The sequence below is a fragment of the Altererythrobacter sp. GH1-8 genome (genome assembly GCF_043702085.1).
GTDB lineage: Bacteria > Pseudomonadota > Alphaproteobacteria > Sphingomonadales > Sphingomonadaceae > Erythrobacter.
Window position 1 is genome coordinate 1,971,859 of the sequence record NZ_CP171690.1, and the last position, 23,916, is coordinate 1,995,774.

The window sequence follows — 23,916 nt, forward strand, 5'->3', positions numbered from 1 at the left end:
GACTTGCTATTCCTCTGCTAGCTTTTCCATCAACCGGTCAGCCAGCTCGTTGATGTCTTTCATGAATTTGCTGCGCTTTTGAATGCTGGTGATCAGCACCCCTTGGTCCTGCGCGGTTCGGGGGAGGGCTCCTTCCTCGGACACAGTCGCGAGGATCGGGTGTTTGAGGGCTTCTGCTGCGTCAGAAACACTGATGGTCTTGAAAAGCTTCTTTTCAATCCGGTTGAGCACCACCTGGATTGTCTCGCGGGAGAGGCCCATGGATATGAGGAATTCCAGCTGCCGCTTGGCGTGGCGCAGGCTGGGAATCGACAGCGTTCCGACCAGAAGGGTCTGATCGGCGGCGAATACCGTCGAAAGCGACCAGTTGGTGAAAGAGGCGGGCAGATCAACGATGACCAGATCGTATTGACGCCGCGCAAGCTTCACCACTTGCATCAGGGTATCGAATTCGATCGCTTCGATCGGCATGATGTCGAGCGGTGCGGAAATGACGTCAACGTTGGGCGAATCAGAATGGCTCGCGACGGATCGCAATAGCTCGTCATCCAGCCGGCCGTCCGCTTCCAGAAGGTCAGCCAGTGTCCGCTTGGGATTAGCGCCGATATAGGATGCCGCGTCTCCTGACTGGAGATCGAGATCGATGATGCAGGCGCGGCTTCCCTCGCCAAGGGCCTCTGCCATGTCGGCCGCGAGATGGGTTGCGATCGTGGTCGCGCCCGAACCGCCAATGCTTTTCAGCACCGCGATAAACGGGGCAAGCTGCGTGTCGCCGGTTGCCTGCGGTTCGATCTGCTCGGCAGCGTCGACGATTGCAGTCGCCAGCTCGTCAACGGCAAAAGGCAGCGCAACTATGTCTTTAACACCGCGGCGCAGCAGTTGCCGCGTGGTTGCAATATCAACATCAGCAAGGCCCGCTACCACGGGAACATTCGGAAAATCAGTGCGCAGCCGGTCGACTCGTTCCAGCGAATTGCGCGACGAAGGGTCGACTTCGATCACCACAATCCGCGCACCCATCAGCTGAGCAGTCGGCAATCCATCGTCAATGGCACAATCGCATAAGACAAGACCGGACCGGATCTGCTCGAGATCAGCAAAATGGCGCGAGTCCGCAACGACAAACACACCTTTCGGCAATTGCGTCGCGCGGATCATCGAGCCTTGATTGATCTCTTCGAGTCGTCCCATCTTGTGCCTCAATTGGAGAGCTCTCCCGCATTGTCTTCTGCGGTAAGAGAATATGAAAAGTCTGGCAGGTCCACATTGCCACCAAATGGCGTGAATGTGAGCGGCGTATACTCCATGTCCAGAAGTCGGACAGTTATGATCGGAGATATGTCTGGCCCGTTCGGGTTGCCTGCATACCCGAGGCCAGAGCCGGAATAGGTCACCTGGATGTCCTCGTCCGCGATGCGCGGCCAGACGTTCTGCATCCTGTCGGCCAGCCTTCCAAAAGCAGCGCTGTTGAAAGTCGTGCCGGGGCAGGGGCCAGTCGTGCAAGTGCAGCCCGTGCTGATGCACGTGAGTTGACCTAACGCTCCGACCGGAATTCGATCGCCCTGCGTGACCAAATTGGTCCCAACGGTGACGTTGACATAAGAGGCTGTCGCGATTTCAGTCGCAATCGGGTCTGTCACGGCGGCAAAGCGCGCTCCGACCTGGGTCGCTTTCTCAGCCTGGTTGATGTTCCATGCATAGTAGCCCACATCGATCGCGCCGATCACGAAGATCAGCAGAAGGGGCAGCACCAGCGCGAACTCGGCTGCCATGCCGCGTTCATCGCGAAGGAGGCTGGACAAGAACATGCGCATGCTCAGATTCCCATCACCGTTGCTTGTTGCGCCGCACGCAGATCGGCATCGTCGGTGATCACACCGACACCGCCAAACAGCGACACGTAGTCTACCGTCGCAGTGACGGTGATCTGCGGCGCGCGGTCGACCGAATCATAGATCCCGGTCTGCGAGGTGGCGACTGTCGGGCAATCCAGCGAAACCGTTATGTCATCCGCCTCCCAGCCCAGCACCCGCGGCGTGCCTCCAGTAAGCTGCCCGGTACGCGTTAACTCACGAACGCTGTCGCGGATTGCCACTGGAACACCGCTATTCGTGCCGTTCTGACAATTGATGCTGCTGAAATCCTGCCTTGCCCCCCATCGCGCGCCGTCGCGAACGCCTTTCACGACCTGGTGCTGCGCATAGAAATAGTGCGCACCTTCCAGCGTGGTAAAAAGAAGCAGCACGGCGAGCGGCAGGATCAGCGCCATTTCTGCGGCCGCAGCACCTTTTTGGCAGGTGGCGATTAGATGTCCGAAACGCCGCACGATCATTTCACCAGATAGGGCTGGTCCCGCCGGATCAGTGGTCCACCGACAGTACCAGTATTGTTGATGTTGGCCTCACCAATGATCTCGACATAGATCTCATCCTGCTTGGTGAACTTCCCGCCGCTTCCGCGCGCATAGGAAGGTTGGACAAGGAAGACATCCATCCAGGTCTGGACCGGAACATTGGTGCTGTTCCCGCTGACATTGTGCAGATTGCAGTTGATCACGGCGACTGTCATCACGCGGCGATCCTGCGATGTAGTGCCCGGGTTCCAGCCGTATTGTTGGCCACAAACGGGCTGGTTGCGGGTTGTTCGCGTATTGCCCCCGTTGCCTGCCGTCGTATCGGCCAGGGCGGTCGCAATATTGTCGAGTTCGTAGAGATAGGTCTTGTAGCGGGTCACATTCGCGCCAAGGCCGGTTGTACCCGCCCAGTCGAACGAAGCGCCGTAATGGGTCCGGAAGTACGCCGCACGGTCCCAGTTGGTGCCGCCGCCAAACGGATCATCCTTGCATTCACCGGTCGTCCCGTCTTCTACCGCGTGGCAAATGTTGCGCGGATGACCCATCGAATCGATCGTCCCGGTATACGGAGCGACAGCTGTAGGGTGATATGCGTTGGCTGGCTCTTCCCAGCCCGAATTGTGAATATCGCAGGCATTGCCGGTCGCAGGTGTTGCCGTCAGCTTGCGCATCAGGTCCTTGCGCACATTCCTGGCTGGCGAACATGAACCACCCGAAACACACCCGTTTGAATCGTAGACATCGAAACGGGTGTTGATCGCGCGCGGACCGCTGGCGATGTTACCTGTCTGTGTGTCGACATCGATCGTGTCGACGCCCGATTGCGAGATACATTCTCCAGGAGGGCCATCCCATCCCAAAGCCTGACGCACACCGGTCGCCCCATTGGGACCAATGTCGAGATAACCATAGTTGCCCGGCGTCCACTTGCCGCCGCCGCCCGGCTTTGCCAGCAGGCCTTGCCCTTCGTAAGCGTCCGCGTCGAAAGGTGTTGCTCCCGCTGGAGTTCCCGGCTCCTCCGGGTTGCAGACCATCAGCGGCGGGACCCGGCAAACGGCGGAACCAAGCCCGGCGACCGCTTCTGCGTTGATGCTGCCACGAACAGCTCCGACAATAGGCGTCAGCGCGTAATTGGCAGCGCGGGTATCCACGGTGACCTGAACGAAGCCGGCCTCTGCAAATCGCCCGGTCTCGCTGGCGAGGATGGGGTTCGTACCGGCTTCCGCATCCGCCCGTGTATTGTAGAAAACGATCTGCGTCGTGTCGGTGATGTTGACAGTCTGATCGGCTGAATCGTTCGCAAAGAGCGTCGAGTTATCGACCAACCCGCCCTGGATCGCGGCGATCGCGCGTTCAATGGCGCCGGGCCGGCGATCGAGCTGGGTCGCACCGGCCAGAGCGGCCTGATCGGCTGCGTTCTGCAGCTCGGTATCCATACCGGCGAGGCGCGTATAGTCGAACGCCAGACCTGCAAGAGCAATGATAGGTATCAACGCAAGGGCGTAGGTCGCTGCAACCGCACCGTCCTGGTTTTGCCAGAATCGCTTCGCCTTAAAGGACCTTACCTTGCGTTGTTTCATAGCCTCTTACCATTTTCAGCAGATTATCCACCGCCACCAGATCCAACATCGGTGGTTTCGATCCGCTCAGGCTGCTTGACCTGATCGGTGCGATAACGCTCGATCGCCTGCGCAGCGTGCTCGGCGCTGCTGGCCGGGATTGGCGTATCATATTGCGGATCGGGATTGACGACCATCGCGGCATAGGTCGCGCGATTGGCTTCGCCAAATCCGGGATCCTGATAGCCCAGGAATTCCTTGTCCGCGACAGTGCTGCATCCTGCCAATGCCGTAGCAGCGAGAAGTCCGGCAATCAGACGGCGATCAATAGTCATATCCATCCTCCTCTGCAGCAGCGGCTGCAGCATCGCTTGACGTGGGTACCGAGCCATTCGGAGCCACCGGTACAGGGCGGTACATCGTGCCGTTCAGCATGACATCGGCCTGAACCGGATCGGCCACGCGGTCGGTCGGCAGGCGCACCTGGTCGGGCCGGATCGGCTGGACCAATCGCGGTGTTACCACGATCAGCAGCTCGGTTTCACCCTTCTGGAAGCTCGAAGACCGGAACAGCGATCCGATGATCGGAAGCGAACCAAGCAGCGGGACCTGCTGTACGGTTGTCTCGAAGTCCTGCTGGATCAGGCCAGCGATTGCGAAGCTCTCGCCATCGCGCAGTTCCAGCATGGTGCTCGCGCGCCGAACCTGAAGGCCCGGAATGCTGAGGCCGCCGACCGTGATCGAGGCGCTGGGATCAATCGAGCTGACTTCCGGTTCAACCAGCAGGTTGATCGTGTCATCGCTGAGAACCGTAGGCGTAAAGCCGAGGCTTACCCCAAACGGCTTGAACTCGACTGTCAGGGCAGCACCGCCCCCTCCGGCTGCTCCGCCACCCTGACCCGAAAGAGATTGAGCCACGGGGATCGGGAACTCGCCGCCTGCAAGGAAGCTCGCGCGTTCGCCCGAAAGAGCAACAAGCGTCGGCTCTGCCAGTGTCTTGGACATGCCCTTGTCTTCGAGCGCGTCGAGCGCGACGTCGATATTGAGACCCAGCACGTCGCTGAAGCTGCGCGTTATGATGCCGAAGGCACCCGTGACCGGGTCGACCTCCAGCACGCCGTTTCCGAAGGTTCCCGTTGGCACTTCACCCGGCGTGAGGCTCGCGCCTGATCCGGTTACACCTGAGAAACGTCCGCCGTTCGAGCGCATGAAGCTGCGCACACCGAGATCCTTGCCGACGCTGCGGCTGACCTCGGCAAAGCGCACTTCCAGCATGACCTGCTGGCTGCCGCCCATGCTCATCAGGTTGACAACCTTGTCTCCGGCATAAGCGCGGGCGAGCTGGACGGCCTTGTCGGCAGCGCCAGCGCTGCTGACTGTGCCGGACAGCACGATCGATTCGTTGGAAATGCGCGCTTCGATGTTCTCGTTCGGCATCAGCGAGGTGACCTGCTCGCGCAGCGCAATTACGTCCGGGCCCACTGCCACGTCCATCACAGCCATCACGTTGTTGCGGCTGTCATAGAGGGTGAGGCTGGTCGTGCCGAGCTTCTTGCCCAGGACATAGACCGAGCGATCGGAAATCGGGAAGATATCCGCGATTTCATCATTGCCGATCATTGCCCGCGAAATCGGACGATCCGCTGTGATAACCTGGCTCTTGTTGACCGGCACTTCGACCGATCCGGCATGGATCGAGGTTTCACCGTCCTGCGCCATTGCCGGTGCGGCAAGGGCAGGGGCCAGAGCAAGGGCAGAGCCTAGCGCGAGCGCCTTTGCGACATGTTTCAAGGAATTGCGCATGGTCTTAAAATCCCCCCTTGCGCTTGACTTCATAGGTCGTTGGTTCGGTTCCGCGGACAATCGACATGGTCGGGCCGCTCGGGCGACGCGGCAGGCTGACTACGCCGCTTGGCGCAGCCGGCGCAGCCGCGCTGGTTCCTGCATTGCTGTCGCGTGCCGGGATATAGTAGCCTGCGCCGCCCAGATCGCTTGGCGTGATCGTTTCAGTCGATCCGACCAGCTGGTTCTCGACGTTGCGCAGCACCAGGCTGAGCGAGCCGATCTGCCCCGCAAGCACCAGTTTCTGAGCGCCGGTGATGTCTGTCTGAAGTGTCGCGGTCGAACCCACCGACGGTTCGGTCTGGTTCTCATCAGCCACCTGATCGATTGCCAGGACGAGCACGTTTTCAAGCACAACATTGGTCATCTGGTCGTCGCGGTCCGCGCCTTCGCCAGGGATCTGGCGTGTCAGCAGCACGTCGACGACATCGCCTGCGCGGACAAACCCGCCAACACCAGAGACCTGGTTGACGGGTATCGATACAGCGCGCAGTTCTTCAGGAAGGATGGAAGCAAGGGTCGCGCGGCCGCCTTCGCCGCTGACCTTGCTGGCAAGGATGGGTTCGCCTGCGGTAATCGGGCGAAGCGCCACGCGGCCACCGCGGGTTGCTTCCTCAACCGATACAAAGGCACCTTCGGGAACTGAATTGGCGGGCCAGTTCCGCAGCGTGATATTGGTGCTCGTCAATTGCGTGCCGAACTGGAAGTCCTGCGTCGCCACGACAATTTGCACCAGACGGTTTGCTTCCGCCTCGCGTTCCTGCTGCGCCTCTCGGCCAGAGAAATACGAATTTACCAGATACACCGCGATCAAGCCGATAAAAACGGCCAATCCGCCGATGAGGAGGTTACGTCCCCTCATGCTCACCCCCCATGGTCAACGCCTGCCAATCGGATTCGCGACTCGCGAATCGGTCAGGCTGAAACTCTGTAATGCTACATGGTTAGCAGGGTAATGGCCGAATCCGATTGTACGAACCCGGCCATTCCCAACTTTTTTGACTTAGTTAGCCGGCATGCAGCTTGCAGCAGCGGTACCGCCGTCGATGCAGTCAGCAGCTTCTTCCATGGTGTCGCTGATCGCGGTGCCCAGGCTGATAGATGCGACAGCGATGCCGGCACCAACCAGAGCGAGGATCAGAGCGTATTCAGCAGCCGAAGCGCCGGATTCGTCACGAAGGAGAGATTTTACGAAAGTCATTGTCATTACCCCATTTCAAGTAGCACGGCTTGAAGTCCATTCCTCCGTGCAGTCCAAGATCGAAAGCTTACCGGCATCTATTCCCGGCTTTGCTTGCCCCGAGAGGGGATGTCTGTGTGCGGAACCGGCGCGACCCCTTTTGTCTCTTGCATGAGACTTGTCTTGTTTGAGACCGGAGCAGCGCACCGGTTCATCACGCAGGTTCCCCTCGGAACTGCCAATTATGGTCCACAATTAACCTCTGAGGGTCAATTTAATTTACGGAACCGATAGTTATCCCAAAAAAACAGTAGCTTAGGGCGAAAAAGTCGTAACAGAAATGCTTAACGCGCGCGCCGAATTCGCGGCAGTAAAGTTATCGTGGTTGGTTAATGCGAAAACCGGCTTCGAATCGATTCGCGAAGCCGAGTCGAAGGAGCGAATCGCGCTTTTGATGGTAAAGGCTGCCGCGCTGTGTGGTTAAGGGCCGATCACGCCATTTCAGGGCTTTTCCTGATTGGCTTGATCGCTGGCCTGATGGAGAACGTGTCTTTGCCTGCCTGTCAGAAGAACGCCAGCCTGCCAGAGGAATAAGAGATCAACCCAGATCGGGGCTGGCCGGGCCTGCTGGCTCTGCTCGATCACCTGCTTGTTCACTAACCTGCTCAGCCGTGTCCTGTTTCGGGACGCGGTCTCTGTATGGGCGGTTATAAGTACCTCATTTCCGGAGAAAGTTTGTTGGTTGATGCGATTATATGGTTACCACGCTTGCAACCATGCTTAATCACTGTTTCTCTCACGCTGACAGATTTCCAAGCGCGCGACTCGAGTCGTTAGCTAACCGGAAACGCAACTGGACGGGCCGCAGGATCAAGAATTGGAATGCTCTGGATTGGCTCCAGTGGCATCTCCGGGCCGCAGCAATGCGAGCTCAATGGCGCGGTTCTGCAGTTCGAAAAAGAGATGAATGAGCAGCCTCAGCCCGAGGCTATCATAAGGAACGGCAATATGACGGATTTTGAGAGCAGCAGGCACGGCGGAAATCACGGTGGTTTCGATCGTGATGGTGCGGCCTATGATGCGGGCGACACAAGCTCGAATCTGTATCAGGATGCTCAGGCAAGCTCATCTTCTGCAAGGCAAATCCTGCAAGCCAATGCTGAAGGCATTGTGATCCTGCCTGAAGGTGTATCGCTCGATGATATCGTCGTTCAGGGCCGCGATCTCGTCATCAACCTGGCCGATGGCAGCACCATCGTCATCCCGGACGGTGCGATCATCGTGCCGCAGCTTGTCGTCGAAGGCGTTGCCGTTCCGCCATTGACGCTTGCTGCGCTGCTCAACGAAGCTGAACTCAATCCCGAAGCTGGCCCGAACGCTCAAACACCGAGCTCGGGCGGGAACTTCGCGGGCGATGAAGGCGCCATCCAGGCGGCTTTCGATCTCGGCAACCTGCTTCCCTATACCGAACTCGGCCTGAATCCCGAGGAAGAAGAAGAAATCATCCCGTTCGAGGATTCCGAACCGGAAATCATAATCGAAACGCCGGACAACCCGATCGGCGTGCCCAACGCCATTGCGCGAGTTGACGAGGCCGGCCTGCCCGAGCGCGGCGAAGGACCCGAACCGGAAGGTACCGAGGAGCCAGGCAACGGCGAGCTTACCAGTGGCACGATCGTCATTACATCGCCGGACGGTATCTCGGCGCTGTTCATCAACGGTATCGAAATCACCGGAGACAATCAGGAGATAGAAACCGATCTCGGAATTCTCACCATCCTGAGCGTCAATTTCGAAACGGGCGAGGTCGAGTTCGAATATCTGCTGACGGATAACACCAGCGGGGACGATACTTCGGATCCGTTTCTGGTCCGCGTGATCGATCTCGATGGCGATGAAGCCGAAGCCACGCTGACCGTGCTGATCGTCGACGATGAGCCGATTGCCAATGCCGACGAAGCCACCATTCCCGGCGGCCAGTATGGACCGGCAGAAGGCAATGTAATCGACAACGATATCTCTGGCGCGGACGATTTTCCTGAAGGTCCGGTCACCGGCATTTCCTTCGCCGGCACGACCGTGCTGCCCGGCGAATCGATTGAAGGCGACTACGGCGTTCTCACCATCGATGCCGACGGCAGCTACAGCTACACCCGCAATCCAGACACGCCCGGCGGCGTCCAGGACGTCTTCACCTACACCATCGAAGACCAGGACGGCAGCCCGGCCGAAGCCACGCTGACCATCAATATCGGCAATCTTCCGCCGGAAATCACCTTCATTCCTGAAACCGGTGCCGGGACGGAGGTCTTCGAGGAGGGCCTGCCTGCACGCGGCGACGAAACCGAAGGCTCGAACGAGCCGGGCAACGGCGAATTTACCGGCGGTACGATCACTTTCGAATCGCCTGACGGTGTGAGCGAAGTCACGATTGCCGGCGTGGTCATTACGCCTGGGGCGCTCCCCCAGACGGTGGTTGATGATGCGACCGGCACACTGGTTATCACCGGATACAGCTTCGATGCCGATACGGGTATCGGTTCGATCACATACGAATACACGCTGGTCGACAACACCTCGGGCGACGATACGCCGCTCGACTTCCCGATCACTATCGTCGATCTCGACGAGCAGTCTGCCGAAGGTACGCTCACCATCGTCGTACGTGACGACGAGCCGGAAGCCCTTGCGGATACGGACAGCGTCACTGACGACACCGACCTGACGGCCGAAGGCAATGTCATTACCGACAGCGAAGGCAATGGCGGCGCGGATACGCAGGGCGCAGATGGCGCGAGCGTCACGGGCGTTGCTGTTGGCACGGTCGAAGGACCTGTTGACGGCAATGTCGCAACCGAGATCGACGGCCTCTACGGCACACTCACGATCGCTGCCGACGGCACTTACACCTACACGCTCGACCCCGCTAACCCTGCAGTCAGCGGGCTCGATGGCGAGGAAGTGCTGACCGACGAGATTTTTACCTACACCATCACTGACGGGGACGGAGACCAGTCGACCACCACGCTTTCGATCACCGTGAACGGCCAGGATGACCCGGTTGTGATCAACGGACTCGACGGAGAGGGCGCGGAAGAGATCGTGGATGAAGACGACCTCGCTGACGGTTCCTCTCCCAATGCAGATGCGCTGACACAAAGCGGCACATTTACCGTCGACAGCCCGGACGGGCTGGCGACACTGACCGTAGGCGGCGAGACGATTTTCGGCGGCGGCGTGACCTACCCGGTCGAGATCGCTGGCGATTACGGCACCGTGCGTATTACCGGGGTGAGTGTCACCACCGATGCTGATGGCGACGTGGTCGCGGCAGAAGTCTCATATGAATACGTGCTCGGCGACAACACGCTTAACCATTCAGTGGCCGGAGAGGACTCGCTGACGGACAGCTTTGCGGTTGTCGCAACCGACACTGATGGTTCGCCGGCCAATGCTTCGCTCGACATTCGGGTGATCGACGACATCGCTGCTGCAAACGCGGATTCTGACTCGGTGACCGAGGATGGCCCGCTGGTTGCGGATGGCAACGTCCTCACAGGCACGGGCGGCAATGACGCGAACGATACGGATGGCGTCGCGGATGTAGCCGGCGCAGATGGCGCAACCGTGACCGGTGTTGCTGCTGGCAATGTTGGCGCCGATGTTGATGGGAATGTCGCAACTGCCGTCACTGGCAATTACGGGTCGATCACCATCGATAGCAATGGCGACTACGTCTATACGCTCGATAATGACAATCCGGCTGTTCAGGGCCTCAACGGCACTGAAAGCCTGAGCGAAGTCTTTACCTACACCATCACCGATGGCGACGGCGATACAGCCACCACGACCGTTACCATTGTCATCAACGGCCAGGACGACCCGGTCGTGATCAATGGCCTTGACGGGCAGGGTGCGGAAGAAATCGTCGATGAAGACGACCTTGCTGATGGATCCTCGCCGGACGAACCAGCGCTGACGCAAGGCGGAACTTTCTCGGTGGATAGCCCGGATGGCCTTTCCACGCTGACAGTCGGCGGTGTCGAGATCTTCGACGGCAGTGTCGTCTATCCGGTCGAGATCGTCGGCGAATACGGCACGGTCCGTATCACCGGCGTTACTCCCACCACGGACGACAATGGCGATGTGATTTCGATTGAAGTCGCCTATGAGTATGTCCTCGGCGACAACACGCTCGATCACTCGCCTGCAACCGGCGAAGATCCGCTGACTGACAGCTTTGAAGTGATCGCAACCGATAGCGACGGTTCGACCAGCACTGCTTCGCTCGATGTGGATGTTGTCGACGATGTCCCTGATGCGACGGATAACGCCAATACGGTAACTGAAGGTGGTGAAACCGACGGTAACGTGCTCACCGACAATGACGGTGACGGCGTCGATGTGCCGGGGGCAGACGGCTATGCTGCTGGCGGTGCGGTTGTCGGCATCACCAGCGTCAACCAGGGAACCAGCGATACAGAAGCCAATGGCGAAGGTAATTTCGTGCTGGAAGGCCAATATGGCACGCTGACGCTCAATACCGACGGCTCTTACACCTATGTCGCGAACCCGAACGTGGTTAATTCCGATGAAACGGATACTTTCACTTATACCATTCGCGACGGTGACGGTGATGAATCGACCGCAGAGCTGGTAATCACAGTCACCAATGTTGCCGGCGAAGTCAGCGACAATGACGTGCTGGTCAACGAAGCAGGCCTGGTGGATGGCACCGGCGAGCTGGCTGACGGCAATGCGGGCAATAACAGCGACACGAGCGAGACATTTGCAACGGGACAAATCACTGTCACCGGCGCGACGGGCACACTGGTCTTCATCCTCGAGGATCCGGCTGTTGGCTCCTTCGGTACGCTTACACTCAATACGGATGGCAGCTATTCCTACACGCTCGACACCGCATTCGGGCACGATCCCGATGCGCCGGGTGCGGACATCAACACCGCAAACGGTGTGGAGAGCTTCGCCTACCGCGTTGAGGACACCAATGGGAACCTGATCGGCAGCGGCGAAATCGTCGTCAGTGTGATCGATGATATCCCGCAGGTCGATCTGGGCCTCACTCAGGGCCAGCAGATGGCGCTGATCACGCAGGATGCCGACACGATCGGCAATGCGAGCGACACGGACAGCGCGGATTTCTCAGGCGCTTTCGCCATCGTCAGCTCGCTTTATGGCGCGGATGGTGCAGGGTCGCTCGAGACGACGTATGCGCTTGGTCTGCAAGTTGCCGAAGGCACCGACAGCGGCCTCGACAGCAATGGCGCGGATATCTTCCTTTACGTTCGCGCTGACGGCACGATTGTTGGCTCCACCGCAGGCAGCGAGCCAGCGACCAACGATGCCAGCGTGATTTTCACGATCACTGTCAACGGGTCGGGGACGGTCACTCTGACGCAGTTTGCAGAGGTCGACCACACCATCGCCGATGATGGCGGCCCGTTCGAAGGCGATATCATCGCGCTCGCCGGCGGCCTGGTGGAGCTTGTTGCGACCGCGACCATCACCGATGGCGATGGCGACGTGGTCAGCGACAGCGAGGCGCTGGACCTGGGCGGCCTCATCCGCTTTGCTGATGACGGCCCTGTCGCGGTGGCGGATGTGAACTCCGTCGGCGAAGACGATGCTTCGGTCAGCGGCAATGTCCTGACGGATGGCACGCCTGACAGCTTTGGCGCCGATGGTCCTGCGACCACCACGCCGGCTGGCGGCGTGGTCGGCGTCGAGCTTGGCAGTGACACCTCGTCACCGGCCACAGGCGCGCCCGGCACGCCGATCGTCGGCGCCTGGGGCACTCTGACTCTTCTGGCGGACGGCAGCTATACCTATGCAGTCAATACCACTTCGGTGCAGGGGCTGGGCGCTGGCGATAGCGAGACCGACACCTTCATCTACACCATTGAAGATGGCGAAGGCGATACCAGCACGGTCACGCTGACAATCACGATCAACGGCGCGAACGATGCGCCGACTGCGGTTGCAGGGGTTGCAGCTGTTTCGGACGAAGGGCTCGCCGACGCAAACCCGGATAATGCCGGCACACCAACCGACACCACGAACTCAGCCGTCTTCCTGACCGGCGATCTGCAAATTGCCGATGCGGATACCAATGATACGCTCGACGTGACCCTGGGCATTCCGGCACAGACGATCAGCATTGTCGATGGCGGCAGCGGTACAGCGCTGACCTGGGCCGTGATCGACGGCGGCAACACGCTGGTCGGCTATGTCAGCGACCCGAACGATCCGTCGGTAATCGTCAGCGCTTCTGACGATGGCATCTTCACGGTCGAGATCCGCGACGCGATCTATCATGACCAGGTCGGGGTCGAGGACGTCGAAGGCTTCGTGGTTCCGGTCACCGTGAGTGACGGCACGACGTCCACGCCGACGACGATTTCGGTCTCGCTGGAGGATGACAGCCCGGTTCTGACTGCACCGATCGCCGATCAGCAGACCTCGAACAATCCTTCAGCTCCGATCCTGGTTGGCGACCTCAATTTTGCTGCGGGCGCCGATGGTCCTTCGGCGGACATGACGATCACAGTCGACACCACCGGCCTCACCGTTGGCGGTCAGCCGCTGGCGACGGTGCAGGACGGCAATGTGCTCACCGCATTTGTCGATGCGAATGCTAATGGCGAGTTCGACACGGGAGATACCGCTGCATTCACCATCACTGTCGATCCGGCTGCAGGTCTGTCTGGCGAATACGAATTTGACCTGATCACGCCGCTTGACGGTGAAACCACGCTGATCGACCTTCTTTCGGACGGTGCCTTCGGCGTCGGACCGAGCCTTTCAGTGATTGTCTCTCAGGACAGCACAGGCGATGAGCTCGTCTATGTCACCGGGTGGCGGCCGAATGGTAACGGCGGCTCGTTTACCGGCGCTGAGCTGACCGACTGGCTGAATGGCGGCAATCCTGACCTCAACCAGGTGCCGGGTGTGAACGGCTCGACCGCAGGCTTCGGCATCAACAACAACAATTTCGATGCCGGCGAGTTCATGCGCTTCGATTTCGGACCGCTTGACGATTATGACGGCGCGGGCGGATACAACCCGCCGGGCGGCACCAACCTGCTTAACGCCACATTTGCCACTTTCACGATGAGCAATTTTGGAAATGGTGATGTGACGCACTTCGTCGCACATTTCTCTGACGGCTCGACTCAGGAATACACCTTTACCGGTTCTGGTGGTGGCAACGGTTCTGCCATTCTGAATATTACGGCACCTCCGGGCACCACGATCCTGTTTGTCGATGCGTATCAGCAAAGCGGATCGGTCAAGCTCAACCTCAGCGATCTGGGCGTGACCGATACAAATGTAGACATCGACATCCCGGTCACGATCGTCTTGACCGACCGCGACGGCGATCCTGTCAGCGACAGCTTTGTGATCAACATCAACGAGCAAGTGCCGAACGCCCAGGACGATCTGACCGATACACCGACCCAGGACGCGGATCTGAACATTGCATTCGTGGTCGACTTCTCCAGTTCGATCAACGCTTCCGAGCTCAATCAGGAGTTGAGCGCGGTGCGCGACGCGGCGCGCGACCTGTTCGGCCGAACCGAAGGCACCGTCAGCGTCACGCTGGTTGGCTTCGACGAGGACGCGATCAATTTCGGGACCTTCACCGATCTGGCTGAGTTCGAGGCTCTGATTTCTTCCATCAATCCTGCAGATGGCGGGACTCGTCCGCTCGACTTCGGGACGAGCTACTCTGACGGTCTTGCCGCTCTTATGAACGGCACCGGTGGGCAGCCGGGCTGGGATCCAGCGGCAGGTGATATCAACCAGGTGTTCTTCATCAGCGATGGCCGCGCCAGCCGCGATCGCGGTCCTGACAACTATCCGCTGAACGATACTGTTCGCGAGCAGTGGGAACAGTTCGTCGCCGACAACGACTTCGAGATCACCGCGATTGCAGTGGGTGACAACCTGATCATTGAGAACCTCAATGCGGTGGACATTGACGGCAACGGCAGCCCGATCCTGATCGATGATTTCTCGACCCTGATTGGCGAATTGATCACCCAGATCTTGGTGCCGGTTTCAGGCAATGTGCTCGAAAACGACATTGCACCCAGCAATGGCATTTCGTTGGTTTCGATCACCGTTGATGGCGCGCTCTACAGCTTTGACGGCGCCAACATCACCGCGCCGGGCGGAGGCACAATCGCTGGCAGCGAGTTTACTGCAACAACGGCGATGGGCGGCGAGTTCACCTTTGACTTTGCCACCGGCGACTGGACCTATGCGCCTTCGCAGAGCTCACCGACCGGTATGGAAAACTTCCAGTACACGATCGTTGATGGCGACGGGGACACAGACACAGCGATCCTGCGGATTGATCTCGAAGCGATTTCTGGCGGCGGCGCGGAAGCATCGCCTGCTCAGACCATGCTTTCGAGCAAGGGAGATGCGGACCCTGTGATGGAAGCTCCAGCCAAGCTTGCCGATGATCAGCTGGCAGGGGACAACGATTTCGGCACCGGGGCAGACCTTGCCAACGACAACGAGTTGTTGACTGGTCGCGGAGTGGCGACCGGACAAATCGCCGCTGCCGCTCTGGGCTTCACTATGGTTAATTTCGCTGAAACGAGCCTTGAAGCTGGCAACACTTCCTTCACATTTGCTGATCCGATGACAGCCGGGCTGGACCTCGAAGGCGCTCAGTCGATCGATTCAGTGCCGCTGGCGACGGTTGGCGATATGGTGAGCGACATGCTGGGCACCGGCGGGTTCGACATGTCAGGGCTGGCAAGCTCTGGCCTGACAGACGCAACCAGCGCTGAAACAGTCAACTTTGCCGACTTCGCAAGCGCGCTCAGCACGGCTGACGCATTCCAGCTGGATACCGGCCTCGATGCGCCGGTTGGCGGGTTTGCCGATGCGCCGATGTCAGCCGGACTTTCGGTCGAAGGCAACGCCGGGATGATGGAAGCGCTGCTCGACCTTGCAGATGGCACGGCAGCTGCGCCAGAGCTTGCGGCTGCGAGCGGGCTTGCCACAGCCGATTCGGCAGATGTCGCAGCGATCCTCGCAGACGTCATGGCGGAAGGCTCTGTCGATGCGATGCTCGACACATTTGTCGGACATGCAGGTGTAAATCCGGTAACAGATGCCGCCTCGCACATCTTGAGCGATGCGTCTCTCACACAAACTGTTGACGGCAGTGCATTTGCGTTCGATGCAACGCAACTGGCTGACATGTCCGCAGAGGCAGCGGCCGTAGCCGCTTCGGTAGGCTAAGATGACTATGACCAGGGGATTGAATATGCGGTTGATGAGAGTGGGGGCGACCTGCGGGGCGCTGGCGCTGGCTGTGGGTGGTCACCAGCTGGCCTTTGCGCAGACCAAGGCAGCGGATTTCGATCAGCTGATGGCGATGAGCGAGGGAGCGCTGGAAGGCGAAATCGGCTCGCGCTTCAATGAGGGGCTGGCGGCTTCCAACAGCTCGGAACTGATCAGTGGTGATGATCCGCGCTATCTGTGGGCACTTGAAACCAAGGCTCAGTGCGGGATTGCGCTGGGATATCTCAAGTCATCGACCAAGGATCCGGTGTCGATCGGCAAGTGCGCGCGGGCGTATGAGCTCATGCAGATGCCGCCAATGCCGTCGGCGCCGATCGTTGCTGCTCCACCGACTGAGCCTTACCTGCCGGAGCAGTGTAAGAATGAAGTGGTCGGGATCGTCTTCTTTGAGTTCGACTCAAGTGAAGTCCCTGCCGAAGCTGCACAGACCATCAATTTCGCGCGCGACAACTATCGCCAGTGCGCCTGGCGCAGCTTTACCGTGACAGGCCATGCGGACCGGTCGGGTTCGGACGCTTATAACCTCGGTCTGTCCGAGCAGCGCGCTGAGGCCGTCGCCAATGCCATGGCCAGCGCTGGCATTCCCGCCAGCATGATCACCAGCAGCGCCAGGGGCGAGAGCGACCCGCGGGTTGCAACCGATGACGGTGTGCGCGAGCCGCAGAACCGCCGCGTTGAAATAACGGTGCGCTGAGGGAGGTTCTAATGATGAAGAAGACACTTATTGGCCTTGCTGCAACCGCACTGATGGCAACCGCTTCGCCTGCCGCGATGGCGCAAACCTCGGATGGCACGATCTCCATGCAGCAGGCGATCGAGATCGCGATGATGTCCAATCCGGAAATCCTGCAAGCGCAGTACAATACCGAGGCGATCCAGTTTGAACGCGAGCAGGCGCAGTCGCTTTATCTGCCGCGCGTCGATGTCGAGGCGTCAGCCGGTATTCGCCGCCTTGAGAACCGCACGCGCCGCAATCTCGGCATTGCTGACCAGGAACTCTATCCGCTTGAGGCGCAGGGCACGATCGACTGGACGATCTTCGATTTTGGCCGTCGCCGCGGCGAGTTGCTGCGTCAGGCAGCACGCGTCGATGGGGCGTCCCTGCGCGTGGTTGAGCGGTCTGAATTTGTCGCGCTGCAGGTCGCCCGTCAGTATCTCGATGTTCTGCTGCAGCAACGCGTCGCCGCTGCGGCGGCGGACAACCGCGCGTTCCACCAGGCACTGGTGAATGATCTGGCGCAAGGCGTTGAGCAGGAATCGATCTCTGTCGCTGACCTGCAGCAGGCCGAAGAGCGCCTCCAGTCCGCCATCGTGCGCGCCGAGGAAGCGTCCGAAGCCTTGGCAGTTGCCGATAACGCGCTTCGCCGGCTTACGGGACTTACCATCTCGGCTCCGACGCTGCCGCCTGATCTGACCACTTCATTGCCGGCGACGGAAGGCGCGGCGATCGGGCTCGCTCGCACGCAGAACCCGCTGGTGCGTGAGGCGCAGGCTGATGTCGATGCGGCCCATGGCCTCGTGATGGCAGCCAAAGGCGATTTCTACCCCACCATCGGCGCGGATGTCCGTGGCCGCGTGGGTGAGGATATCGACGGCTTCAACGGTCACACCAATGATGTTCAGGCGCGGGTCTATCTGCGCTGGAACGTATTTGATGGGGGCCTGAACAAGGGCAAGTATCAGGAAATGGTGCACCGCGCTTCGCAGGCGCGTTACCGTCTGCATGAGATGGTGCGCCAGGCGGAAGAAGACGCGGCCAATGCGTGGACAGCCCTTCAGACACAGCGCAATGTGGGCGCTGCGCTGGAGCGTCAGTCGCAGGTCAGCGATGATCTGCTGCTGAGCTACCGCGCGCAGTTCAATGTCGGACGGCGTTCGCTGCTCGACGTGCTGGATGCGCAGAACACGCGTTTCAACACGCAGGTGCGGCTTGAAACTTCACGTTTTTCTCAGCTTTTTGCGCAATACCAGATCCTGGCTGCGACCAATACTTTCCTGAGCTCGCTGAACGTGGCTCCGGGAACCGGCGCAGGCATGAACGAACGTGACCGTTTCGACTTCGGCCCGCCGAAGGAAGCGGAAACCGATTATCGTCGGTATGACAAGTAAGGCTCTGTTATTGCAGAGCTAACAGGTGAGGGATTATCGTGCTGCAGAGACGGGATGCGGATTCGCTGCACGGCAATGACCCGCTGATACTTGCGATCGGGGAGCTGGCGCGCCGCTATGGGCTCGCTTTCTCCCCGACGCTGTATGATTCGTTGGCGCGCGGCGCCGACGGGCGCTTGCCATTCCATCAGGCGGGTGCAGCGATCGAATTGACGGGCCTCGATTTTGAGGAGCTCACCCGCAAGAAGCTCCCGCTGGCGGATACTGACTACCCCGCGCTGATCACGCGAGCCAGCGGTTCAGTCGCGGTCATTCACGAGGTCAAGGGCGGGCAATTGCTGGTCTGGACGCCGGAAGAGGGCGGAGCGGACGGTTCAGGCGCGAAATGGCTCGACCGTGTTGCGGTGCAGGCCGATTATGCGGGGACATTCTACACCGTCTTCGGCGATCCCGACGCGAAGCGTGAGCAGGAGGCCCCGTGGCATGCCAAGGGCCGCCATCACTGGTTCTGGGGAGAGCTGCGGAAGGAACGCAAGGCGTTTCGTCCGGTGCTGGTTGCTTCGCTGCTGATCAACCTGCTGGCGCTCTCGCTGCCGCTGTTCTCGATGAATGTTTACGACCGCGTGATCCCGAACCGCGCTGTCTCGACACTGTGGGTGCTCGGTATCGGCGTGCTGCTTGCCTTTGCGATGGAATTCGCGCTGCGCACTGCGCGCACCAACGTGATTGACCAGATTGGCAAGCGGCTCGACATCAAGCTCAGCCAGAAGATCTTCAGCCGCGTGATGAGTATCCCGCTCTCAGCCAGGCAAGGCAGCACTGGCGGGCTCGCCGCGCGTGTGTCCGAGTATCAGGTCGTAAGAGATTTCTTCGCATCGACCACCATCGTGCTGATGGTCGATGTCGCTTTCCTTGTCCTGTTTGTCGCCGTCATCGCGTATATCGCGGGCTGGCTGGCGCTGGTCCCGATTGTGGCTATCTGCCTGATGGCCTTTGCCGGATGGCGCTTGCAGCAAAAGGTCACGGACGCCGCACGCGATGCGCAGGCCGATCATGGCTTGCAGCAAACGCTGCTGGTGGAATCGGTCGCCGGCATGGAGACGCTGAAGTCGATGACCGGCGAGCGGGCCATGATGGGCCGATGGTACAATCTCGCAGAGATCGGCAGCCAGTCGCAGATACGCCTCAAGAACATTCAGTCGGTTGCAGTGGGGCTTGCGCAGAGCTTCCAGCAGGTTTCATCGATCGCGCTGGTGATCGGCGGTTATTACCTGTTTGACGCGGGCGTGATCACGATGGGCGCGATCATTGCAATCGTGATGCTGTCTTCCCGCTCGCTTGCGCCGGCAGGCCAGATCGCGTTTCTGCTGACGCGGGGGCGGCAAGCCAAGGAAACGCTGGAGTCGATCGAGCAGCTGTTTGAAGTGCCGGACGAGCGCCGCCAGGGGGCATCTGCCTTGCCCGCAACGGTGCGCAACGCGTCGCTGCGACTCGAGGACGTGAGCTTTGCCTACCCCGAGGCTCCGATTGCGGCGCTTGACCGGATCAACCTTACTGTCGCTCCGGGCGAAAAGGTTGCGCTGATCGGGCGTGTCGCTTCGGGAAAGTCCACGCTCGGAAGGTTAATTTGCGGACTTTATCAGCCCACAGACGGCGCTTTTCTGGTTAATGGAATAGACTCGCGTCAGTTCCGCCCACAGGATTTGCGCCGAGCTTTCCGTTTTGTTGGGCAGGACGCGACCTTGTTTACAGGTTCCATCAAAGACAATCTCGCCCTGGGCGAGCCGGGCGTATCGGACGAGCGCCTGTTTGAAGCGCTGCGGATGAGCGGTGCGGACGAATTTCTCGCACGCGATGATAGCGGTTTCGACCGCGCTGTCGGTGAAGCAGGCCGGCGCCTGTCCGGCGGGCAGCGCAGCTTCCTCGCCCTGGCGCGGGCGTTCGTTTCCCCGTCCGAACTCTTGTTCCTCGATGAGCCAACCGGCGCGATGGACGCTCAGACGGAAAAGCAGTTTGTCGCCCGAGTGAAGGAATCGCTGGAGCCGGGCCAGACCTTGATGGTCTCGACCCACCGTCCGGCCTTGTTCGATCTGGTTGACCGGATCGTGGTGCTCGACAATGGCAAGATAGTGGCGGATGGCAGCAAGGCGGAAATCCTTGCGCGCGCCGGCGGGGCAGGGGGCATGACCTCGTGAGTACCGCTGTCATCAAGGATTATGTGCGCGAAGAGCGCTCTGAGGCAGTGGAGAAGCCTTCCCGCGCCTGGCATTACGCCGCTGGAAGCGCGGCAGGCTTTGCAGTCCTGATTGGGCTCGCATTCGTGATTGGCAAACCCGATCCGACCCGCGCTGAAACCGGCATTACAATGCAGTCGCGCGAAGTGGCGCAGCTGAAGACGCTGTCGACCGGCAAACAGGCGGAAAGCATCGTCGAAGGAACAAGTGCGCAGGAACGAAACGCGTTAATCCCGGTCTCCGGCTCGCCCGTTCAGCGCATGGGTGCCTTCAACGCCATCGGGCAAGGCACTGGCGCACACAACACCGCACTCAAATGCCTGACGCAGGCGATCTATTACGAAGCGGCAAACGAGCCGCTGCAAGGCAAGCGCGCGGTTGCACAAGTCGTACTCAATCGTTTGCGGCATCCGGCCTATCCCGGATCGGTTTGCGGCGTTGTTTATGAAGGCGTCAACAAGCCGGTGTGCCAGTTCAGTTTCACCTGTGACGGCTCGCTGGCGCGCACCCCTTTGGCAAACAAATGGGGTGAATCTCGCAAGGTTGCTGAGGCCGCGCTCGCGGGATTTGTCGAGCCTTCGGTGGGTTCGGCCACGCATTATCATGCCGATTACGTGCTACCTCGCTGGGCCTTCACGCTCGACAAGATCGAGAAGATTGGCCTTCACATCTTTTACCGCTTTCCCGGTTCTGCCGGTCAGCCGCGCGCATTCACGCGGGGCTGGTCGGGCCGCGAGGCAATCCCCGCGATTGACCGGACGCACTGGCTCACCGCCATCGCTGAAACAGAGCCGGTTTATACGCCGGGAACCACAGTGACGCCCGACGTCAAGGACCGCCATGCGCCCACCGATGTTGGCGGGCGGATCGACACGACCAAGACATGGCGTCTGTCGATCCCCGATCCGGTTAACAGCGGCGGTTCGTATCAGGCATCGCTTGCCGCACAAGGCGAAATTGACTCGCAAGGGACCGCGCAATGAACAGGGTTCGCCAATGGTTCGAGACATTCTCGGACTGGGATGCCAACCGCAAGCTGATCGCGATTTGCGGGGCTACCTTGTTCCTGCTGATCGCCTGGGCGAGTGTTGCGCAGACCGAGGAGGTCACACGCGGGATGGGCAAGGTCATTCCGTCGTCCAAGGAGCAGCTGGTCCAATCGGCAGAGCCGGCAGTGATCGAAGAGATCCTTGTGCGGGCAGGGCAGAGCGTGAAGCGCGGGCAACTGCTTGTGCGCCTTGACGACGACATCGCGGACTCCGAGCTGTCGCGTCTCGAAACCGAGAACGAGCGGCTGGCCGCGCGTGCCAGCAGACTGGAGGGCGAAGCCTCAGGCAACGAGATCGGCTGCGAAGAAGGCTCCCTTTGTGCTGAGGAACGCCGCTTGCAGGCAGCGCGAGTCGCCACCGCTCAGAGCCAGCAGGCCTCGCTCGCATCCGCAGTCGAGCAGCGCCGCCGCGATCTGGCTGAAGCGCAGTCTACAGTCAGCACGCTGCAGAACAGCGTTCGCCTCGCGCAGGATCAGGTCAACATGCTTGAACCGCTCGCGCGGCAGGGCATCGTGCCGCGGACCGAACTGCTGACCGCGCAGCGCGATCTGGTCGACACGCAAGGCCGCCTCGCCGCTGCCCGGCAAGGGGTCGCGCGTTCGCAGGCAGCGATCCGCCAGGCGCAGGCCGATCTGGCCGCCGCGCGCAGCGAGTTCCAGCAGCAGGCGCTCAATGAAGCTTCTGAAATCAATCAACGCATCGCGGTCAATGAAGAGACCATTCGCGGGGCAGAGGCGCGTCGCAACCGCAACGAACTGCGCGCACCGGCCGATGGCATCGTCAACGATGTGCAAGTCACGACCGTGGGCGGCTTCGTCAATGCGGGCGAGAAGATCATGGCGGTGGTACCGGTGGGCGACAAGCTGCTGGTTGAAGCGCGCGTCGCGCCCAAGGACATCGCTTTCATCCAGGTCGGCCACAGGGCTAACGTGAAGGTCACCGCTTATGATTTTGCGACCTATGGCGGGCTGTCGGGCCGTGTCCGGCAGGTCAGCGCGGACAGCATCTATGACGAGGCGGAGCGTGAAACCTATTACACCGTGCTGATCGAGACCGACCGCGCCTACCTCACCCGAGGGGGGCAGCAATTGCCGATCGTTCCGGGCATGATCTGCGATGTGGAGATCATCACCGGTTCCAAGACCGTGCTGAGCTACCTTCTGAAGCCTGTCACCCGCGCGCTCAATGAGGCGATGACGGAAAGGTAATTACCTGAGGGCCAAGGAGGGCTTCGCCGCGTAGGCTTTCCCGTGGAGATAACGCTGCCCTGCGGCAAAGCTCATCACCGGGCGGTAGCCATAGTCGAACGCAGCACTGTCCACCCGGTCGCTCTGCATGTCGAGCATCACCCACTCATCGCCGCCCCAGCGGCCATCGACCCGCACCAGCAGCACCGCGTGATCGACCTTGCGCATGGTGTCGCGCGCCAGCGTCAGCATCATGTCTTCCGAACGAATACCCGAGGCGGCAAGCATCTGCAGCTTGAGGATCGCATAATCCTCGCAGTCGCCATAGCCCTTGCGCAGAGTGCTCTTCGCATCGGCCCAACGATCCCGCCTGCCGTCGCTGCGATAGGCGATCGCGCCGTTGACCCAGCCATTGACGCGGGCAAGCAGCGCGCGCCGGTCCCGCGGCAAGGCACCCACGGCCCCGCGCACATCGCCCGCCGACAGTCCCTTGCTCATCGCCCGGTCCCATTGCTTGTCGAAGCGGGTCTTGCCGATCGCCACGCGCTCCGTCCCGAGGAATTGCCCCCTCGCCGGAATGGGCCGTGCAAAGCTCGCCGCGATACACGGCGCGGTGAGGGCGGGGGCGGCTGGAGAGAGAGCGACAGGCGCTTGCTCCACCGCCGCGCCCGATTGCTGCAGACGCATGCGTTCAAGCGCGCTCATCTCCACGCCGAGGATCGCGCTGGCCTTGGACACCGGTGCAGGGGTAGGGGCCGCGCAGTCCAGCCCCGCCATGCCCGCAGCCGCCAGCGGCATCGCGCTCGGCCCGGCAAGGTTGAGCGCAGGCGAGGCAGCCGCAGGCACAGCAGCGAGAGCCAGTCCCGTGGCAGCGGCGGTCGCAAGGAGAGTGCGCGCGTTGAACATCGCGCTTGCTTGCACCCGCACCTCTCACCATGCGGTTCGCACATAAGGTTACCGGCAAGGTAATGCCGGTTAGCGGCAGAACCTTGCCGGTTGGGGGGAACCGAGCGTGGAGGGCACTCGCCATGGTTAATGCCGCGAGGATATGAGGAAGT

Annotated in this window: 15 protein-coding genes; 6 read left to right on the top strand and 9 right to left on the bottom strand. The window is 60.4% G+C overall.

Features of this window, described 5'->3' with window-relative positions; genetic code table 11:
- Window positions 1–6: 6 nt before the first annotated feature.
- The 8 genes from ACG9DO_RS09655 to ACG9DO_RS09690 form a co-directional block, all read right to left on the bottom strand.
- Complete coding sequence (locus ACG9DO_RS09655; protein WP_394727343.1) at window positions 7–1,191, bottom strand: CpaE family protein; 1,185 nt, start codon at window positions 1,189–1,191, stop codon at window positions 7–9.
- An 8-nt stretch (window positions 1,192–1,199) separates the two neighbouring features.
- On the bottom strand, window positions 1,200–1,814 hold the full coding sequence (locus tag ACG9DO_RS09660) for a TadE/TadG family type IV pilus assembly protein (RefSeq protein ID WP_394727345.1): 615 nt from the start codon (window positions 1,812–1,814) through the stop codon (window positions 1,200–1,202).
- 2 nt (window positions 1,815–1,816) lie between these two features.
- Window positions 1,817–2,332, bottom strand: coding sequence for a TadE/TadG family type IV pilus assembly protein (locus ACG9DO_RS09665; protein ID WP_394727347.1), 516 nt, complete (start codon window positions 2,330–2,332; stop codon window positions 1,817–1,819).
- A complete protein-coding gene (locus tag ACG9DO_RS09670; RefSeq protein WP_394727349.1) occupies window positions 2,329–3,933 on the bottom strand; it encodes a TadE/TadG family type IV pilus assembly protein in 1,605 nt (534 codons plus the stop codon). Before ACG9DO_RS09670 ends, ACG9DO_RS09665 begins: the two co-directional genes overlap by 4 nt.
- 23 nt (window positions 3,934–3,956) lie before the next feature.
- Window positions 3,957–4,247: a hypothetical protein gene (locus tag ACG9DO_RS09675; RefSeq protein WP_394727351.1), complete on the bottom strand. Its 291-nt coding sequence runs from the start codon at window positions 4,245–4,247 to the stop codon at window positions 3,957–3,959.
- Window positions 4,237–5,715 (bottom strand): type II and III secretion system protein family protein, encoded by a 1,479-nt coding sequence (locus ACG9DO_RS09680; protein ID WP_394727353.1) that lies wholly within the window; start codon window positions 5,713–5,715, stop codon window positions 4,237–4,239. Before ACG9DO_RS09680 ends, ACG9DO_RS09675 begins: the two co-directional genes overlap by 11 nt.
- Window positions 5,716–5,719: 4 nt before the next feature.
- Window positions 5,720–6,616: a Flp pilus assembly protein CpaB gene (cpaB, locus tag ACG9DO_RS09685; protein ID WP_394727355.1), complete on the bottom strand. Its 897-nt coding sequence runs from the start codon at window positions 6,614–6,616 to the stop codon at window positions 5,720–5,722.
- Between the two features lie 141 nt (window positions 6,617–6,757).
- Complete coding sequence (locus tag ACG9DO_RS09690) at window positions 6,758–6,955, bottom strand: Flp family type IVb pilin (RefSeq protein ID WP_394727357.1); 198 nt, start codon at window positions 6,953–6,955, stop codon at window positions 6,758–6,760.
- Between the two features lie 987 nt (window positions 6,956–7,942).
- On the opposite strand from ACG9DO_RS09690, the gene ACG9DO_RS09695 reads away from it, so the two are divergent.
- The 6 genes from ACG9DO_RS09695 to ACG9DO_RS09720 are packed head-to-tail and all read left to right on the top strand — an operon-like array spanning window position 7,943 to window position 22,879.
- Window positions 7,943–16,216, top strand: coding sequence for a VCBS domain-containing protein (locus ACG9DO_RS09695; protein ID WP_394727358.1), 8,274 nt, complete (start codon window positions 7,943–7,945; stop codon window positions 16,214–16,216).
- A 25-nt stretch (window positions 16,217–16,241) separates the two neighbouring features.
- Window positions 16,242–16,973 carry an OmpA family protein gene (locus ACG9DO_RS09700; protein ID WP_394727360.1) on the top strand — a complete coding sequence of 244 codons (732 nt, stop codon included), beginning with the start codon at window positions 16,242–16,244 and terminating at the stop codon, window positions 16,971–16,973.
- Window positions 16,974–16,984: 11 nt separating this feature from the next.
- A complete protein-coding gene (locus ACG9DO_RS09705) occupies window positions 16,985–18,388 on the top strand; it encodes a TolC family protein (protein WP_394727362.1) in 1,404 nt (467 codons plus the stop codon).
- A 38-nt stretch (window positions 18,389–18,426) separates the two neighbouring features.
- Window positions 18,427–20,583: a type I secretion system permease/ATPase gene (locus ACG9DO_RS09710; RefSeq protein WP_394727364.1), complete on the top strand. Its 2,157-nt coding sequence runs from the start codon at window positions 18,427–18,429 to the stop codon at window positions 20,581–20,583.
- Window positions 20,580–21,605: a cell wall hydrolase gene (locus tag ACG9DO_RS09715; protein WP_394727366.1), complete on the top strand. Its 1,026-nt coding sequence runs from the start codon at window positions 20,580–20,582 to the stop codon at window positions 21,603–21,605. The genes ACG9DO_RS09710 and ACG9DO_RS09715 overlap by 4 nt, the downstream gene beginning before the upstream one ends.
- Complete coding sequence (locus tag ACG9DO_RS09720; protein ID WP_394727368.1) at window positions 21,602–22,879, top strand: HlyD family type I secretion periplasmic adaptor subunit; 1,278 nt, start codon at window positions 21,602–21,604, stop codon at window positions 22,877–22,879. Before ACG9DO_RS09715 ends, ACG9DO_RS09720 begins: the two co-directional genes overlap by 4 nt.
- Here the strand turns inward: ACG9DO_RS09720 and ACG9DO_RS09725 are convergent, their stop codons facing one another.
- Window positions 22,880–23,785 (bottom strand): transglutaminase-like cysteine peptidase, encoded by a 906-nt coding sequence (locus ACG9DO_RS09725; RefSeq protein ID WP_394727370.1) that lies wholly within the window; start codon window positions 23,783–23,785, stop codon window positions 22,880–22,882.
- Between the last annotated feature and the right edge of the window lie 131 nt (window positions 23,786–23,916).

What these genes read in the sequence shown, in the direction of transcription:
- ACG9DO_RS09670 (WP_394727349.1), bottom strand. Translation starts at nt 3,933, where the DNA reads ATGAAACAACGCAAGGTAAGGTCCTTTAAGGCGAAGCGATTCTGGCAA.
- ACG9DO_RS09700 (WP_394727360.1), top strand. Translation starts at nt 16,242, where the DNA reads ATGCGGTTGATGAGAGTGGGGGCGACCTGCGGGGCGCTGGCGCTGGCT.
- ACG9DO_RS09720 (WP_394727368.1), top strand. Translation starts at nt 21,602, where the DNA reads ATGAACAGGGTTCGCCAATGGTTCGAGACATTCTCGGACTGGGATGCC.
- cpaB (WP_394727355.1), bottom strand. Translation starts at nt 6,616, where the DNA reads ATGAGGGGACGTAACCTCCTCATCGGCGGATTGGCCGTTTTTATCGGC.
- ACG9DO_RS09705 (WP_394727362.1), top strand. Translation starts at nt 16,985, where the DNA reads ATGATGAAGAAGACACTTATTGGCCTTGCTGCAACCGCACTGATGGCA.
- ACG9DO_RS09675 (WP_394727351.1), bottom strand. Translation starts at nt 4,247, where the DNA reads ATGACTATTGATCGCCGTCTGATTGCCGGACTTCTCGCTGCTACGGCA.
- ACG9DO_RS09690 (WP_394727357.1), bottom strand. Translation starts at nt 6,955, where the DNA reads ATGACTTTCGTAAAATCTCTCCTTCGTGACGAATCCGGCGCTTCGGCT.
- ACG9DO_RS09695 (WP_394727358.1), top strand. Translation starts at nt 7,943, where the DNA reads ATGACGGATTTTGAGAGCAGCAGGCACGGCGGAAATCACGGTGGTTTC.
- ACG9DO_RS09680 (WP_394727353.1), bottom strand. Translation starts at nt 5,715, where the DNA reads ATGCGCAATTCCTTGAAACATGTCGCAAAGGCGCTCGCGCTAGGCTCT.
- ACG9DO_RS09660 (WP_394727345.1), bottom strand. Translation starts at nt 1,814, where the DNA reads ATGCGCATGTTCTTGTCCAGCCTCCTTCGCGATGAACGCGGCATGGCA.
- ACG9DO_RS09655 (WP_394727343.1), bottom strand. Translation starts at nt 1,191, where the DNA reads ATGGGACGACTCGAAGAGATCAATCAAGGCTCGATGATCCGCGCGACG.
- ACG9DO_RS09665 (WP_394727347.1), bottom strand. Translation starts at nt 2,332, where the DNA reads ATGATCGTGCGGCGTTTCGGACATCTAATCGCCACCTGCCAAAAAGGT.